This window comes from Actinoallomurus soli, from assembly GCF_024055715.1.
GTDB lineage: Bacteria > Actinomycetota > Actinomycetes > Streptosporangiales > Streptosporangiaceae > Actinoallomurus > Actinoallomurus soli.
Genome location: NZ_JAMXMV010000039.1, coordinates 28,102 through 43,571, shown reverse-complemented (window position 1 = coordinate 43,571; position 15,470 = coordinate 28,102). Strand labels below are relative to the sequence as shown.

The following is a 15,470-nucleotide window of genomic DNA, read 5'->3' as shown; positions in this document are numbered from 1 at the left end:
CGTTGAAATGCGTCTACCTGGCGGTGATGAGCCTGGACCCCACCGGCAAGGGCCGCAAACGCTGGATCACCCGCTGGAAAGCAGCCCTGAACGCCTTCGAGATCACCTTCGAAGGCCGCCTGGCCGCAGCCCGCAACTAGACCCCGCAAAACCGAGTTACACCGTTAACTGGACAGACCCCGGGCCTCGTCAGTCCACGAGGTAGTGCATGGGCGCCGGGCTCACAGACGGACGATGATGATGGCGATGTCGTCGCGGGTTCCGTGGATGACGCCCAGGTGGGTCAGCAGGGCGTCGGCCAGAGGCTCCGGGCACAGGGTGCTGTGACGGCCGAGGACGCCGGTCAGGCGGGCCAGGCCTGCTTCGATGTCCTCGCCGCGGCGTTCGATCAATCCGTCGGTGTAGAGCACGAGGGTGTCTCCGGGGCTGTAAGGGTGGGATGCCTGGGGACGGGGAACGTGCTGGGGTCGGGCTCCCAGCGGCGGGTCGGTGGCCTGGTCCAGCAGGTCACAGCTGCCGTCCGGGTGCACCAGCACCATGGGTGGGTGTCCTGCACTGCTGTAGACGATCACCTGGCTGCGGCGATTCACCAGCGCCGCGACGGCGGTGGTGTTCAGCGCACCTTCGAACGACCGGGAGTACAAGCCCAGGCTCTCCAGTGCCTGGGCAGGGCGCTGGGTCGCGCGCACGGCGGCGTTCAGGGCGCTGCGGAGCATGCCCATGGTGGCGGCGGCGTCCAGCCCATGGCCGACGACGTCGCCGACCGCCACCGAGAAACAGTCGTCCGAAAGGTCGATCAGGTCATACCAGTCGCCGCACACATTCAGGGATTCGGTGGCGGGTAGATACCGCACCGCCACGTCCGGGTGCTGCGCCAGGTCAGGCGACTGGAGCATTGCCTCCTGCAAGGTGACGGCCACCTGCCGCTCACGGGCATGAGCCTGCCGCAATTCCTCGTTCAGCCGCTGCAGTTCACGCGCCCGTTCATAGAGCTCCGCTTCCAGCGCATCACGCTCGGTGATCCGCTCAGACAGCAGGTGATCATCGGCGGCACGAGACCGGACGAACGCGGTGACGTCCTCGACCCGGTTGATGATCCGAGTCACGTGCCCGTCCGCCCCGAGGATCGGAGTGTTGATCGTTGACCACCACCGCTCCTCGAACTGCCCGGGCCGATTCATGATCGGGATGTCGTACTTCTGCAACGGCATCACGTCCGGTTGCCGTGAGTTCAGGACCCGGTGCAGCGAGGCGCTCAGGTTCTGCACCCCCTCGGCCTCAGGGTCGGCGGGATTATCGGGGAAGGCATCGAAGATGTACTGTCCGAGCAGATCCTCCCTGGTCCTGCCTGTCGCATCCAGGTATGCCTGGTTGACCTCCACGATCACCAGATCCAGGTCGAGCACCACATTGGGGGTCGGGGTGGCGGCGAACAGCGCCGCGTAATCGATCCCGGAGATCGCTATCGGCTCCCTGCCGGCGCCGTCCTGGCGGTCAAGGGCGATCAGGCCGTGGTTGGTCATGCTTGCCGTCCATTCGTCGCTTTCGGGGGCGGTCCCCGGTGAATGTGATGGGCCGTCAGCACCGGAGTCGGCGATGACGGCGGCCGCCTGCGCCCCGATGGGCGGTACCCGCTAGAACGGCCGCACGGTGGCGACTCCTCCTAGTCGGAGCGCGGCATCCGAGTTGGTCTCGCGTGTGAGAGTCAACCGTGTGATCACGTGGTGGAGCCGTCTCAATTCGAGACGGACCGTGTCTCGGTCGGCGTCGTCTTGGCCGGAGCAGACCGGTCTCTCCAGCGGCCCCTGCTGAGCCGGGAAAGGCATCGCTCAGATCACCTGCTGCCGCGAGGGATCACCGAGATTCCGTAGGAGTTGATTTTGCGGTAGATCGTCGCGCGGGAGAGGCCCAGCAGGTCGGCGGCCTCGACCTTGTCACCGTCGGTTTCCAGTAGGACGCGGACGATCGCGTCACGTTCAAGGGTCTCCCATGGGGTGAGCACGCGCCGGCTGGTCACATGGCATGACTCAGGCAGGTCCTCCGGCCGGATCTGCCCTGCCCTCCTGCGGGTCAATGCGTGCCGTAGCGCGTGTTCCAACTCGGCGACGTTCCCCGGCCAGGGTGCCCGCAGCAAGACCCGCATCGCGGCCGGGTCGCACGAGACCGCCCGGTGACCGGCAAACCTGCGCAGCAGGGCGGGGACGAGTTCGCGCAGGTCATCGATCCGATGACGCAGTGGTGGCACGGTCAGTGTCACCGGCAGGCCGCGGAGCAGGTCGTTCGGCAACTCGGCGTCGCCGGCCGCCGTGGCGACCAGCCAGAGCCGGTCCGAGCACCCGGAGACGGAGTCCAGCCACACTGTGATCGCTGTCAGCACCGCCGGGGTGAAACGCTCCGGGTGGCGCAGCACCACCGTGTGCTTCACCGAAGGGCTGGATGGCACCTGATCCAGGCGGGCGGCGACCTCTTCGACCCGCTGGTGCGGCTCTATGACGACAAGCGATGCCCCGGGCGCGCACGCGCGATGGACGGCTTCGACGAGCGCGAGCTTGCCTGATCCGGGCTCGCCCTCCACCAGGACCCGGACACCGCTCCGGCACCGCGCCATCAGCTCCGCGCACACCTTGCTGAAGATCACGGACTTTCCCGCGAGGCGCAGGTCGGCGGGCTGGACCCGCGGCCGGAACATGGGCCGGGGTACACCGGCCAGATCGATCTCCACCACCGCCGCGTGTGTTCCGATGGGGCGGCACCGCAGGGTGGCCACCTCCCCGTGGGACAGCGTGACCTGGCCGGACGACTCGCCGGATCGCAGCAGTTCGGCCGCCCGGTCTCGTACGATCGGGTGATCGGCGGGCGCGAGCAGATCGGTGGCCTGCCGGTTGGCCATCATAAGGTCGTCGCTGAGGGTGACGGCGGGCCGACCCGTGTGCCTCCCAACGGCCAGGAACTCGGTGAACAGGGCCCGCTCCCGCTCCGCTCCCGACTCCAACAACCGCTGCTCGATGGCATCCGCGGCGTTGTGCACCAACGCGGGCAACACGGCGGGTGCCAGCGGATCGGCGTCCTTGTTCCACCAGGTGACGTTCAACAGCCCGGTCAGGCGTCCGGTCAGCCGATCCCAGATCGGCGAGGCCGCGCACGCCAGCGCGTGCAGCCGCTCGTTGAAGTGCTCGCTTCCGGACACGTAGGAGACCCGGCGGGTCTCAAGGGCGGTTCCCATGCCGTTGGTCCCGACGTACTCCTCCGCGTAGGAAAAGCCCGGAGCGAGCCTGACCTCGTCGAGACGTTCCAGCAACGACCGGTCGGCGACCCGCCGATGCAGCACCCGCCCGCCGGCGTCGCAGACGACGAGGCTCATCCAGGTCTCCAACAGCGTCTCCGCCAACCGGTCCAGCACCGGCCGTGCCGCCCGCAGGAGCCGGTCGTCGGCGTCGACGTCACCGACATACGGCGGATCCAGATCCGCGCTGTCGACACCCGACAGCCGGGAACGGCGCCATGACTCGACGATCCCGGCCCGCAACCCCACCGGTGGCACGTCTCCCGCTTCGAGAAACCGCTCCCGCGCCCAGGCCACGCCGTCGTGGGCGCTGCCGCCGTTTCCCCCCATCGCGGCGCCGGCCGCGGCCGGCATGTGGTTCGGGCCGCTGGTCACGGCGGGGTCCACGAGAGATTCGCGGTTGAGGTGCTGGGACACTTCATCTCCTTGGATGCCACCCCGAGCCGAGTGGACAGCGGCCAGGCGGTCGATCGTTCATCCGCGATAGCGGCGCTCGGTGAGGCCGGTCTCCTGGACCGTGCGCACCAGTCGCTCGCTGACCGCGCGTGGGGTGCCTCGTCGCACCAAAGCGATCAACCCGCATCTAACGGGTCGAATCAGACATAACTACCCTCCGTGATCAGGGCACTTAAGGCAAGTCCTGACGGAACTCCTTGCCAACGATCTATGTTTGAGCCAACGCCTTCGATAAGGCGCACGTCGGCGAGCCCGCGGTGCCGAGTATTTGACGTGCGGCAGAAGGTGGACCCAGCATGTGGACATGACCGATGGTCTGGTGCGCTCACCGTGGACCCGCTTCGGTCTGACGAAGGGAGCGTTGCGGCTGGCCGAGGCGCTGCGGACGGAAGGTCCCAGCACGCGGGCACGGCTGAGCCGCCGCACCGGCATGTCGCGGCCGACCGTGTCGACAGCGGTAACCGAGCTGAAAGACCATGGGCTGATCACCTCCGAGGAGGAGAACGAGACCTCGGGGCATTGGCCCGGCCGGCCACCAGAGACGATCTTCCTGACCCGGAAGGCCGGCCTTGCCGTGGGCGTGGACCTCGGCCGCTCTCACATCTCCGTGGTGCTCACGAGCCTGGGCCATCAGCCCATCGACAAGATCTCAACCGGTCCTGAGCTGGATTCCCACGTCCATCCTCGAAACGCCGACCTGCGTCCCACCGACGCGGCCGACAAGGCGGTCGAGCTGGTGAACTCCCTCCTCGCCCGCAACCACGCCGACGCCGCCGACGTCATCGGCGTCGGCCTCGGCATCCCGGCTCCCGTGACGCTCGAAGGGGTGGTCGGAAGCCCCACCCTGCTTCCCGGCTGGGCCGACTTTTCACCAGGCCCGAACCTGTCCGAGCACCTGGGCGTACCGGTCATCGTCGAGAACGACGCGAGTCTCGGCTGCCTCGGTGAGGCCGTCTTCGGCCCTGATCAACCCTGGCGGGAAATCGACGGCGATTACGAGCTCACCTTCGTCAAGGTCGGCACCGGCATCGGCGCGGGCACCGTCCGGAACGGCCGCCTGCACCGTGGCGCTGACGGAACCGCCGGAGAGCTCGGACACATCACGCTCAACTACCTGGAGCGCGACATCTGTCCGTGCGGCAACCATGGATGCCTCGAGTTCTACGTGGGAGGCCTGAAGCTCCTTCAACAGGCACGCGCCGCCAGAGCCCGCACGCTCGAAGCCCGGCCCACCGGCGCCGCGAACCGTTTCCTCCCGCCGCGGATCGACAGCGTTCTCGATCTCGCCAGCCGCGCCAAAGAAGGAGACCGGTTCTGCCGGACCCTGATCGAGGACGCAGGCGACCTGATCGGCATCGCGCTCGGCACCCTGGTCAATCTCAACAGCCCCAACACGATCCTCATCGGAGGAGCCCTCAGCACGGCCGGCGAGATCCTGCTCGACCCGATCCGGAACAAACTGGCCCGGACCGCGATGTCTCCGGCCGCCAACGCCGTCCACCTCGACCTCGCGAAGCTCGGCCGCTGGTCGACCGCCTGGGGAGCCGCGGCCATCGTGCTCCAGACACCCGCGGGCACCCCCTGATCCCGTTGAGCCGCCGAACCGGCACCACGCGCCGACTCTGGCGCCTGTCGCGCTGACAGCGCCGCAGCGACGACGGGCGGCCGCACCCGCATGCGACGCGCCAGTCGGCCAAGCCGGTTCGAATGCCGCACTCATCCCATAGGGAGAGTGCCGGTATCCGGGACCTCTGGTGGTCAGCTCTGCAGAAACGGTGGGGTGGTGCCGGCGGGGCCACGAACGGCCACGCCGACCAGTTCCGTCACCCGGCTCGCCGTAAGCGGAACACCGGGACTCTCGAAGAACCACGGTCCCGCCTCGTCCATGGTCAGCCCGTCCGGCAGCTGTGGCATGTACGGCTGGACGTAGACCGGGTTGTTGGGCTCGGTGCGCCAGCTGTCGGCGAGAGTGCCGACGTCCACCGCGTCGTACCCGAACACGTCGAGCAGGTGCGTGACCTGCTCCTTGGCGGCCGCGTCGTTACCGGCGATCGGCAGAGCGCTGCGGTCGACGGAACCTGCCGGCCGCGGGAGCAGGACCAGCCGCCGGAAGTCGATGTTGTTGAACGCCTTGACCACGTGCGAGTCGGCCAGGTGCCGCTGCACGAGCTCGCTGGAGGTCAGGGTGTTCGCGTCGAGCGCGGCGATCCGGCCGTCACGGTCCGGGTAGTAGTTCAGCGTGTCGATCACGGTCTTGCCGGCCAGTTCCGTGACAGGAGGCTTGTCGTAGGCGTGCATCGGGTTGGCCGCCTGGGCCGGTGTGCCGGCTCGCGCGTGGTCGCCCAACTCGGCGACCAGCTCGGCGAGGGTGTCGGGGCCACGCGAGTTGCTCAGCACGACATCCATGCCTGCGGTGATGGCCATGCGGACCGGCGTGCTGCCGATCACGCCGCCTGGGACCGACTGACCGGCAGGTCCAGCAGTTCGGGTATGGCGACGTCACAACGCCTCCCGGGAAGTCGGCTTACTGCGACAGGGCGTCGCGGAGAGCCGCCCGGGAGGTGATACCCGGCTTGCGAATGGCCGGCGCTGGGAGGTCATCAGCCACGAGTTCGGTCTGGCGGCCTGAGCACGGAGGACCTCCGGGGAGGCCAGCAGGTCGATCATGGCGCGGCGTGTTGAGACTCCATTCGGCCGGTCGTTCGTTACCGGCTGGCCGATCCGGTCATCCACCGTCGGCTCCACCACCTGCGACCGTCCGGGAGACTGGATGAAGACCGGACGTCATGCGCCGGCGATGCCACGGACGGTGGGTGAGCGGGACAGTGGGAGGATCGTGAGGGTGACGGCGATAACGAGTGACATCGATAAGGCGGCGGGTGTGCTACGCGCCGGCGGCCTGGTGGCCTTCCCGACCGAGACCGTCTACGGTTTGGGCGCCAACGCCGAGGACTCCGCCGCGGTCGCACGCGTCTTCCAGGTCAAGGGGCGCCCGCCCTCTCACCCGCTGATCGTCCACATCGGCGGCGTGGAACACCTGGGCGACTGGGTCGAGGAGGTGCCCGCGACAGCGCGTCTGTTGGCCGAACGCTTCTGGCCGGGGCCGCTCACGCTGGTCCTGCGGCGCGGTCGCCGGGTGGCCCTCCAGACCACTGGTGGCATGGAGACGGTCGCCGTGCGCGTGCCCGACCACCCCGTCGCGCTCGCGCTGCTGTCCGCCTTCGGCGGCGGTGTCGCGGCCCCATCCGCCAACCGCTTCGGTCAGGTCAGCCCTACCACGGCCAACCACGTCCGCGCGGAGCTCGGCGATGCCGTCGACTTCGTGCTGGACGGCGGCCCCTGCGACGTCGGCGTCGAGTCGACGATCGTCGACGCCACCGGCGAGATTCCGAGCATTCTTCGGCCCGGCGGGGTGACGCGCGAGGACCTCGAGGCGGTGCTGGGCCGCCCGCTCGCGGTCCACTCGACCAGCCGCATCCGGGTGCCGGGCCAGCACCCCTCGCACTACGCGCCGCGTGCGCAGGTCATCCTCGTCGAGCCCGAGGAAATCGCCGCCGAAGCCGAGAGCGCGCAGGAGCTAGGGCACCAGGTGGGCGTCTTTCTTCCCCCGGCCTTCGCCGACGCTCCGGTGAAGGCACACACCGTAGTGGCGGTCCCCGACTCGATGGCCGCCTATGCGCGCGGGCTGTACGGGTTCCTGCGCGAGCTCGACCAGCGAGGGTGCGACCTCATCATCGCCTCCTTGCCGGCAGAGGAGGGGCTGGGACTCGCGATCGCCAACCGGCTCCGCCGCGCCGCAGGGCCCCGCCCCACGGCGTGACCGGCACCGACGCCGTTCGACTGCGTGGTCACGAGCCGGCGGAGGGGGAAGGGTTCGCGCTGGTGGCCGACGGCCATGCGGTCACCTGATAGCCCGCTTCCTCGACTGCCGCTCGCTCCACGGGCTCGGGCAGTTCCTGGGCACTGCCCACGGTCACCCGCCCCGTCGGGAGGTCGACCGCGGTGCCCCCCGAACCGGCTGGGACATGCTTCGGAGCAGGAAGCCGGTTCGGGAGGCCGGCTGCTTGGCGAACGCGTCGAAGGACCCGAAGTGCTCGTCGATCGCCGCCGCCGACTCCCCGTCGGGGCGGTCCCCGCCGTCCGGGGACAGGCTGCCAGAAGATCGAGTGCAGGACGTGCCCGGACAGGTCGAACGCGCCGTTACCTCAAGGATGCGGTTAGGTTGTGCCGCGGGTGGCCTAGAGCAGATCGACGGGCCGCCCTGAGGTCCCGGTCAGCGTGAGGTCCGTTTCGCGCAGCGGCGTAGCGATCCTGGTGCCGTGCGGGTCTGACGCAGGCACCGAAATCTGCACGGGGGGCCGAGCGCCCGTGCCGCCGCAGGCGGCGAGCAGGAACGATGGCAGGCAGGCGAGCGCGAGCATGCGGGAACGCCACCCGGCGGACCTGACCGCCGGGCGGAGGTGAGCGACCCTCATGCGCCGGTCGACCTGCCGGTTCGGCGGAGTGCGACGATCGCGACGCCGAGGGCGAGGAGTCCGGCGACCAGGCCGGCGGCGCCCAGGGCGGTTCCCGTGCCGTCTTCGGTCTTCTTCACGATCGGCTTCGCCTGCGGCGCGGCGGCCTTGGCCAGGGTGAGCGACGGCGCGGGATGCTCCGGCTCGGCGCCACCGTCCGGCAGGTCGATCCAGCGGACGACACTGGTCTTGCCGCTGTGGTCGGTGTAGGTCTGCAGGGCCTTGAAGTACAGCTTGGGAGTGTCGTTGGGCAGCGGGCCGAGCGAGATCCAGAACTGCTGGAACTGCCCGGGCCGGATGCTGCCGCCGGACCAGGTGACCGCGGTGACCGCGTCGGTGAGCTCACCGCCCTCGACCTTGATCGGCTTGGGCAGCCGGCTTTTGGTGACCTCGGCCGTCCAGCCGGGCACCGGCTGCACCGACACCGACGCGATCGGGTGGTCGGTGGGCAGGTACAGCTGCACCTTGGTGGTGTCGGCGTCGGTCTCCTCGTTGGGGACGCGGACGTTGAAGGCGCCGTACCCGCCCGGCTCGGCGGTGTTCGGGTTGATGGTGACGTGCGCGGACGCGGGAAGTGCCAGCGCAACGACGGCGGCCGTGACGGCACCGGCTCCGGTCATCAGTCGCTTGGCGGCGTTCGGGAAGGACATGGGTTCCTCGGGAGAAGTACGTGCGATCGGGGGGACGGTGACCACGGCCCGTTCCGAGGCAGGGCGCAACACCGGGCCGCGCGCAGGCGGGAACCCGGTCGGAGGCGCTATGTGAACGTGGGGAAGAGCCGTGAATCACAGGGCGGCGCGAAGAGCCGCGCCGATGCGCCGAGGAGGACCACGCCGCACCAGAACGTGCCGCAGCACGGCCACGGCCGGGGGCGTCTGGTCCACACCCCGCCGGCGCCGTACACCGCCGGGCCGCCGAGACGTCAGGAGATCGGCGTGCGCCAGCAGGAGAAGGACGCGCAGAGCGGGACGGAGCACCGTCTCGGCGAGGACGTCCAGCACCCGCCAGGCGGCCCGCTCCCCCGCGTACAGCCACAACGCGACCAGCGCGCCGGCGAGCACGTGCGCCCCGGCCATGCCCAGGCCGGATGCACCGGCACCGTGATTCATCGGCATGGCCATGCCCGAACCCACCGCGGCGTGCACGCCGCCGTACATGGTCATAACCGGGTGCGCGAGCGCCGAGCCCGGATCGGCGGGAGTGGCCCAGGCGAACCATTCGTGCAGGCACGCCTGGACGACCTCGACCGCCAGCAGGATCCACCAGGCGGACCGGCGCCGGTCGGCCAGGCAGTAACCGACCGCGGTCACCCCCGCGACAGCGGCCCCGCCCGCCCACAACGGCGCCGGACGGGAGGCCATCAGATCATGGCCGGCCAGGGACAGCACGACGCACACCCCGGCGAAAACCGCGGCGCGCATCAAGCGGAACCAGCCAGGCGGACGCATGACCTCACCCAACAACTACGACGTGTAGTACACGGAGACTACACCGCACGCCCTCTCCCCCGCCCTGAGGTCGCGGTGGGGCTCGACCATCGTCGGCGGCCGTCGGTGGCCCGGCGTCGTCGGCGTAGCAAGAAGGCGTTCCTCTCAGGAGTCGTAGGCGTTCTTCAGACGCGACCTGGACGCCTCAAGATGGTCGCGCATGGCGCGAGCCACCGCCTCCGGGTCCTTGGCACGAATAGCGGCGAGCACCGCCTGGTGCTCCTCGACGGCCTGATCGGCGATGCCGTGGCGGAAGTAGAGGCGGTATCCGTGCGTGTGGGCGCGGAACCGGCGCAGTGTGTCGACCATGAGCGGACTGCGGCTGGCCTCGGCGATCGAGTTGTGGAAGGCGGCGTCGAGTTCCGCGAACTCGCGGTATGCCTCGTAGGTGTCACCGCGCAGGGAGGGCGTCATCCGTTCGAGCGGCGGCGCATGCCGGTCAGCTCGGCGGCGGTCGCGTGCCGGGCCGCGCGCTCGGCGGCGGCCGGCTCGAGAAGCAGGCGAATGTCGTAGAGATCGTCCAGTCCTGCCCTGTCGAGCAGGGGGGCGACCAGGTGACCGGCGTTCGGCCGGCGTACGACCAGACCCTTCGGACTCACAGCGGGCGAGCGCTTCACGGACCGGGGTCTGGGATACGTCGAAATGGCGCGCGAGCCCGTCGATCGACAAGTTCGTACCGGGCTCCAGGTCGTGATCCATGAGCAGGGCGCGCGCCGATCGGGAACCTGTACGCCGCCGTCGACGACGAGCAGGCGCACGCGACCGTCGACGCGGCCTGGCGTGCCGGAGTCCGGTACTTCGACACGGCACCGCACTACGGGCTCGGCCTGGCCGAGCGGCGGCTGGGCCGGGCAGTGGCGTCCCGGCCCCGCGCCGAGTACGTGATCTCGACGAAGGTCGGACGGCTCCTCGTGCCCGATGACGCTCCTCGCGGCATGGATCTGGATGCGGGCTTCGCCGTACCGGACACGCTCCGGCGACGGCTCGACTACTCCGCCACCGGGTCAGGCGCACTGGAGGACAGCCTGGAACGGCTGGGCGTCGACCACGTCGACATCGCTCTCGTCCACGACCCGGACCTGCACGTGCCGCAGGTGATCGTCGAGACCGTCCGGAGCTGCTGAGGATGCGCGACGAGGGACTGATCTCGGCGGTCGGCGTCGGCATGAACTACTGGCAGCCGCTCGCGGAGATCGTGGACCGGTGCGACGTGGACGCCGTGATGCTCGCCGGCCGCTGGACGCTGCTCAATCGTTCCGGCGAGCCGCTGCTGAACCGCTGCGCCGAGCGCGGCGCCGAGCGCGGCGTGTCGGTGCTCGCGGCGGCGCCGTTCAACTCCGGCGTCCTCGCGACGGCCCGGTCCTGATCACCATCGCCTACCGCGTCTCTCCGCAGAACAGGACGGCGTTCCTCGCCGCCGTCCCGGACCTGGAACGCGCCCGCCGCCGGACCGGAGCACGCCGCTGGCGCCTCTACCGTGACGGCGCCGGCACCGATCGGTACGTCGAGACCTACATCACGGCGTCCTGGGCCGAGCACCTGCGCCAGCACAACGACCGCTGGACCGGCAGCGACCAGGACGTCCTCGCCCGCGTACTCGATCTCACCACCGGTGAACCCGAGGTGGACCATCTCTTCCCGGCCGACCGGATTGAAGGCTCCGAGCGAACGGCTTCGAGTCGAAGGAACTGCGCGGGTTCGACGCCGACCAGGGAGGATCGTTGTTCTGTCGAGGTGTCCGTAGACCATCGAGCGCGGCACACCGAACGGGTCGGCGATCGGCTGCACGGTTCTCTCTCGCGTCGTAGATCTGCCGGGCGAGCGCGGCCTTCCGGATAGCGCACTGAGGATCGCCAGGCCGCTGACGCACAGGAAAGACCCTCGCCGGCCGGAGGCGGACCCGATCAGGGTCCCGATGGGTGCGCCCACCGGCACCCGGCGCTTGATGAGAGCGGTCGCGGCCTTGTGCGCGGGCAACGTGCCGTGCGTTCGGCACGGGCGCTCCCCCAGGTCGCCGTTCGCAGAACCGTCTCTCACAACCTCGGAGTCCTGAGAGACGGTTTCTGAGACGGGCCGTGACCTAGATGAACGCTCCACTTCGCGGCTGTTTCACGGACCCGAGCGGCGGGCCTTCTTCGCGGTCGGCTGCTCCGGGGCGTCAGTCACCGGCTGCGTTGCAGGCCAGCGTTGCGACATAGTCCGTGACGTTGGTTCCTGTAAGTCCGATATAGCACAGATCGAAGGAAATCCAGCTACCTGAAGCTCCGTTTTCACAGGCCTGGGCCCGGGCGGTCGTTAGCGGGTAGCCGCTGGTGATGAGGACGTATTGGCACTGGCCCGACGAGGCTGGTTTCACGGGCGTGGTCGCGGTCTTCCCGGTCACCGCGGCGGATGCGGCCGGCGCCATCGCCAAGCCTCCACCGACGAGGGTGATCGCAGTCAGTGCAGTGGCAGCGCCGAGGCGGCGGCCGGAGAACGGTTTCCTCACTTGGTACTCCTTTTCCGTTGATGAAGGTGCCAGCGACACGGACGATCTCCATCGGCAGTCGGCCAGTAGCGTGAGCTATCACGCAATGTGGCGGATGGTCCTTGCCTGGTAGCCAGTTGCCGACGGTTATTGTGTGCTCCTCCTTTGTTCGTGCCGATGGCGGGTTTGGAGCTCTTGCAGTGGTTCGGTCACCCTTACCGGACCGGCCGGAACGGTCACCCAGACCACCCCTGGAACAGAGGGGGCAAGGTCACCCGGTCGCATGACCGATCTCGGCCATCTAGTCCGGTCGTATGACCCGCCCTCTCAGCACAATCACTCTGCGGGAGGAAGCCCGGCCAAGTCTCGATTCCCACACGAATCCACACATCCCACACACGCTCATTTACCGTGTCGTTCAGGGGTGTACGGCTTTCGGGGGTGGGTGTCGTGGTACGACACGGGGGTGTGATGCCGGATCCGGGTAAGGCCACGGATCTGGCGGAGTTCATCGGCTTGCTGGGTGAGCTTCGGGTGTGGGCAGGGACGCCGTCCTATCGGACGCTGGCCAGACAGGCCGGGCCTTTCATGAAGCCTCCGCGGGTCGTGTCACCGTTCACGGTCGTGGATGCCTTCAAGGCCGGCCGGCGTCGCCTGGATCTGGATCTGGTGGTCGCGATCGTCCGGGCGCTGGGAGTGGACGAGGCCGGTGTGGCTCGCTGGCGGGAGGCGTGCGTCAAGGTCCACGGGCTGACGAAGATCGGCGGTCCGGTCGGTGTGTTCGGTCAGCTTCCCGCGGAGCTCGCGACCTTCACCGGCCGTGAAGATGAGCTGACACGGCTCATCGAAACCGCTACACGCCGGCACGGCAGCGGGAATGCTCGAACGGTCGTGATCTCCGCGATCGAGGGCATGGCGGGGGTGGGCAAGACCCAGCTCGCCGTCCGCGTCGCCCACGAACTGGTCCGCGCCGGCCACTTCACCGACGTCCAACTACACGTGAACCTGCGCGGCTTCGACCCTGATGTCCCGGCCGCCGACCCCGCCGCGGTACTGGAGGCGTTCTTGCGGCAGCTCGGTGTGCCCGCGCAGCAGGTCCCCGTAAGCCGGGAGGAGCGGGCGGCGATGTACCGCGACCGGCTACGCGAACGCGGTGCGCTGATCCTGCTCGACAACGCCGCCGACGAGGATCAGGTCCACGACCTCATCCCCGCCGGCCCGACCTGCCTGGTCCTGATCACCAGCCGCCGTAGCCTCGCCGGCCTTGACGGCGTGACCCCGCACCTGATCGGCACCTTCACCGACACCGAATCACTCGACCTGCTGATGCGGATCGCCGGACGGGACCGCGTCACCGCCGAACTCGACGCGGCCACCCGGATCGTGGAGTACTGCGACCGTCTTCCGCTGGCCTTAGCACTGACTGCCGCGCGGCTCCGTTCCCGGCCCGCGTGGAGCCTTGCCGAGCACGCCGACCGGATGCAGGCCGGGCGGCTGGAGGCGATCCGCGCCGGCGGCCGGGCGATACGCCCCGTCTTCGAACTCTCCTACCGGGACCTCGCCGGGCCGCTCCGGCGCGTCTTCCGCCTCCTCGGCCACCATCCCGGTCCCGACTTCACCCCGGCCATCCTCGCCGCACTCGCCGACATCCCCGATCACGAGGCCGAAGGCGCCCTCGAGCAGCTCCAGGACGAGAACCTGATCCGCCAGAACACGCCCGGCCGCTACGAACTCCACGACCTGCTGCGGGCTTATGCCGCCGAACTCGCCGACGCCGACCCGGAGCCGGACCCCACCGCACCTGTGGCCCGGCTGGCGACCTGGGCCGTGGCCACCGGCTACGCCGCGGCACTCGCGATCGGTACCCCGCCCCTGTCCGGTTTCCCGCCCGAAGAGGCCGCAAGGCCCATGCGTTTCGCCGGCTACGACCAGGGCCTGACGTGGTTCGAGAACGAACGGCAGAACCTCGCCGCCATCCAGAACTCTGCTGCCCGAGCCGGACTTCACCGCCGCGTGTGGCAGCTCGCCTCGGTCCAGAAGGAGTTCTGTATCGTCCGCAATCAGTTCGACGACTTGCTCGCCGCACAGCAACTCGCTGTCGTGGCCGCGCAGGCCGCCGGCGACCAGGCCGCCGAGGCCCTGATGCTGTCCGGACTCGGCAGCGTCTACTGGAGGATGGACCGCCTCGACGAAGCAGAAGACAGCTGCCTGAGGGCACTCGAGATCTACCGCACTGTCGTCGACCCTTCTGGCGAGGGCTCAGCCCTGATCGACTACGGCACGGTCCAATGCCAACGGGGCAATCAGGAGTACAGTGTCGCCCTCTTCACCCAGGCCCTTGGCCTGCTCCACGGCGAAGACACGCGTCGGGCCCGCGCGACAGCACTGTTGAACCGGGGGGTGCTGCAACAACGCTTGGGACGCCTGGCTCAAGCCTTCGCCGATACTCATCAGGCCCTCGCGATCTACCGGCAGCTGGCCTACCGCCGCGGCGAAGTCCTGGCCATCGGCAATCTCGCCTGGTTCCACCTTGTCGACACCGACCTCGACAGCGCATTCGCTCTCTACCGCGAACAACAACACCTCGCCCTCCTCCTCTCTGACACCTTCCTCCAGGCGGACGCACTCTTCGGCACCGGCGAGACCCACGCCACCGCCGGCCACTTCGACCACGCCCGTCACGCCTGGCAGCAAGCACTTCACCTCTTCGAGAAGCTCAGCCACCCCAGGGCGGCCGTTGCGCAGCAGCGGCTCGACACCACCGAGAATGAGTGGCCGATCCCCTGGACCCCGACAGACTGGGCCGCCCCTCAGCCGACGGGTTGCGGCGAACCCTGAGGGGTGCAGCTCTTCGGCAGGGGCTGGGCTGATCAGGCGATGACGCGTGTCTCGCGCCCGGGATCCGGCGACTGGCGTGTCCGATCTACCGGCAACTGCGCACGCTCGCCCGGCGCCGACCGGAACGTGACAGTGTGGACCCCGCCTGCTGGATCGCCGAGCAGATCGGGGCGTGTGAGCCGGATCTGCTGGCCAAGATGGTCAAGACCATGGCCGAAGCGCTGATGAGCGCCGAGGCCGCCGCCTTGTGCGGCGCCGAGTATGGGCAGCGGTCCGGTGAACGGGTCGACCGCCGCAACGGCTACCGGGATCGGGACTGGGACACCCGGGCCGGTCCTCACCGACGTCGGCGAGCACGAACGCGAGCGCGCGGGAATCCGCATCACCACGGCGATCCTGCGCCTCGCCCAGGGCGACCCCCACGC

General features: G+C 69.2%; 15 protein-coding genes and 4 pseudogenes. 8 read left to right on the top strand and 11 right to left on the bottom strand.

Annotated elements, in window-relative coordinates; all coding sequences use genetic code 11:
* A pseudogene (locus NDW01_RS41430) lies at positions 1–140 on the top strand (IS256 family transposase); the annotation flags it as partial.
* 81 nt (positions 141–221) lie between these two features.
* Here NDW01_RS41430 and NDW01_RS41425 read toward each other — a convergent pair.
* Both NDW01_RS41425 and NDW01_RS44195 read right to left on the bottom strand, forming a co-directional pair.
* Complete coding sequence (locus NDW01_RS41425) at positions 222–1,523, bottom strand: PP2C family protein-serine/threonine phosphatase (RefSeq protein WP_252830042.1); 1,302 nt, start codon at positions 1,521–1,523, stop codon at positions 222–224.
* A 311-nt stretch (positions 1,524–1,834) separates the two neighbouring features.
* Positions 1,835–3,700 (bottom strand): sigma-54-dependent Fis family transcriptional regulator, encoded by a 1,866-nt coding sequence (locus tag NDW01_RS44195; RefSeq protein WP_252830040.1) that lies wholly within the window; start codon positions 3,698–3,700, stop codon positions 1,835–1,837.
* 343 nt (positions 3,701–4,043) lie between these two features.
* On the opposite strand from NDW01_RS44195, the gene NDW01_RS41415 reads away from it, so the two are divergent.
* On the top strand, positions 4,044–5,324 hold the full coding sequence (locus tag NDW01_RS41415) for an ROK family transcriptional regulator (protein ID WP_252830038.1): 1,281 nt from the start codon (positions 4,044–4,046) through the stop codon (positions 5,322–5,324).
* Positions 5,325–5,497: 173 nt separating this feature from the next.
* Here the strand turns inward: NDW01_RS41415 and NDW01_RS41410 are convergent, their stop codons facing one another.
* Positions 5,498–6,163: an NADPH-dependent F420 reductase gene (locus tag NDW01_RS41410; protein ID WP_252830036.1), complete on the bottom strand. Its 666-nt coding sequence runs from the start codon at positions 6,161–6,163 to the stop codon at positions 5,498–5,500.
* A 418-nt stretch (positions 6,164–6,581) separates the two neighbouring features.
* Here NDW01_RS41410 and NDW01_RS41405 point away from each other — a divergent pair, with 418 nt between their 5' ends.
* The gene (locus NDW01_RS41405) at positions 6,582–7,559 is read left to right on the top strand and encodes an L-threonylcarbamoyladenylate synthase (RefSeq protein WP_252830034.1); all 978 of its coding nucleotides are present in this window, start codon (positions 6,582–6,584) and stop codon (positions 7,557–7,559) included.
* Between the two features lie 249 nt (positions 7,560–7,808).
* On the opposite strand, the pseudogene NDW01_RS41400 reads toward NDW01_RS41405, so the two are convergent.
* From NDW01_RS41400 to NDW01_RS44605, 7 genes and pseudogenes are all read right to left on the bottom strand, one after another.
* Positions 7,809–7,941 (bottom strand): annotated as a pseudogene (locus NDW01_RS41400) (superoxide dismutase); the annotation flags it as partial.
* Between the two features lie 36 nt (positions 7,942–7,977).
* A complete protein-coding gene (locus NDW01_RS41395) occupies positions 7,978–8,160 on the bottom strand; it encodes a hypothetical protein (protein ID WP_252830032.1) in 183 nt (60 codons plus the stop codon).
* Between the two features lie 50 nt (positions 8,161–8,210).
* Complete coding sequence (locus NDW01_RS41390; protein ID WP_252830030.1) at positions 8,211–8,903, bottom strand: YcnI family copper-binding membrane protein; 693 nt, start codon at positions 8,901–8,903, stop codon at positions 8,211–8,213.
* Positions 8,904–9,038: 135 nt separating this feature from the next.
* On the bottom strand, positions 9,039–9,674 hold the full coding sequence (locus NDW01_RS41385; RefSeq protein ID WP_252830029.1) for a hypothetical protein: 636 nt from the start codon (positions 9,672–9,674) through the stop codon (positions 9,039–9,041).
* 171 nt (positions 9,675–9,845) lie between these two features.
* Positions 9,846–10,154, bottom strand: coding sequence for a FadR/GntR family transcriptional regulator (locus tag NDW01_RS41380; RefSeq protein WP_252830027.1), 309 nt, complete (start codon positions 10,152–10,154; stop codon positions 9,846–9,848).
* Positions 10,151–10,339, bottom strand: coding sequence for an FCD domain-containing protein (locus NDW01_RS41375; protein WP_252830025.1), 189 nt, complete (start codon positions 10,337–10,339; stop codon positions 10,151–10,153). Before NDW01_RS41375 ends, NDW01_RS41380 begins: the two co-directional genes overlap by 4 nt.
* A gap of 46 nt (positions 10,340–10,385) precedes the next feature.
* Positions 10,386–10,439, bottom strand: a pseudogene (locus tag NDW01_RS44605) (hypothetical protein); the annotation flags it as partial.
* A gap of 17 nt (positions 10,440–10,456) precedes the next feature.
* Here NDW01_RS44605 and NDW01_RS41370 point away from each other — a divergent pair.
* Genes NDW01_RS41370 through NDW01_RS44600 form a run of 3 tightly spaced genes read left to right on the top strand, consistent with a single transcriptional unit; the run spans position 10,457 to position 11,579 of the window.
* Positions 10,457–10,864: an aldo/keto reductase gene (locus tag NDW01_RS41370; protein WP_308211883.1), complete on the top strand. Its 408-nt coding sequence runs from the start codon at positions 10,457–10,459 to the stop codon at positions 10,862–10,864.
* A gap of 2 nt (positions 10,865–10,866) precedes the next feature.
* Positions 10,867–11,106, top strand: a complete 240-nt coding sequence (locus NDW01_RS41365) for an aldo/keto reductase (RefSeq protein ID WP_252830023.1) — start codon at positions 10,867–10,869, stop codon at positions 11,104–11,106.
* Positions 11,019–11,579: an MFS transporter gene (locus NDW01_RS44600; RefSeq protein ID WP_406567814.1), complete on the top strand. Its 561-nt coding sequence runs from the start codon at positions 11,019–11,021 to the stop codon at positions 11,577–11,579. Before NDW01_RS41365 ends, NDW01_RS44600 begins: the two co-directional genes overlap by 88 nt.
* Positions 11,580–11,898: 319 nt before the next feature.
* Here NDW01_RS44600 and NDW01_RS41360 read toward each other — a convergent pair whose 3' ends face one another.
* Positions 11,899–12,267 carry a hypothetical protein gene (locus NDW01_RS41360; RefSeq protein WP_252830021.1) on the bottom strand — a complete coding sequence of 123 codons (369 nt, stop codon included), beginning with the start codon at positions 12,265–12,267 and terminating at the stop codon, positions 11,899–11,901.
* Positions 12,268–12,678: 411 nt separating this feature from the next.
* Between NDW01_RS41360 and NDW01_RS41355 the strand changes: the two genes are divergently transcribed.
* On the top strand, positions 12,679–15,045 hold the full coding sequence (locus tag NDW01_RS41355) for a tetratricopeptide repeat protein (protein WP_252830019.1): 2,367 nt from the start codon (positions 12,679–12,681) through the stop codon (positions 15,043–15,045).
* 164 nt (positions 15,046–15,209) lie between these two features.
* Positions 15,210–15,380: pseudogene (locus NDW01_RS41350) on the top strand (transposase); the annotation flags it as partial.
* Positions 15,381–15,470 lie beyond the last annotated feature (90 nt).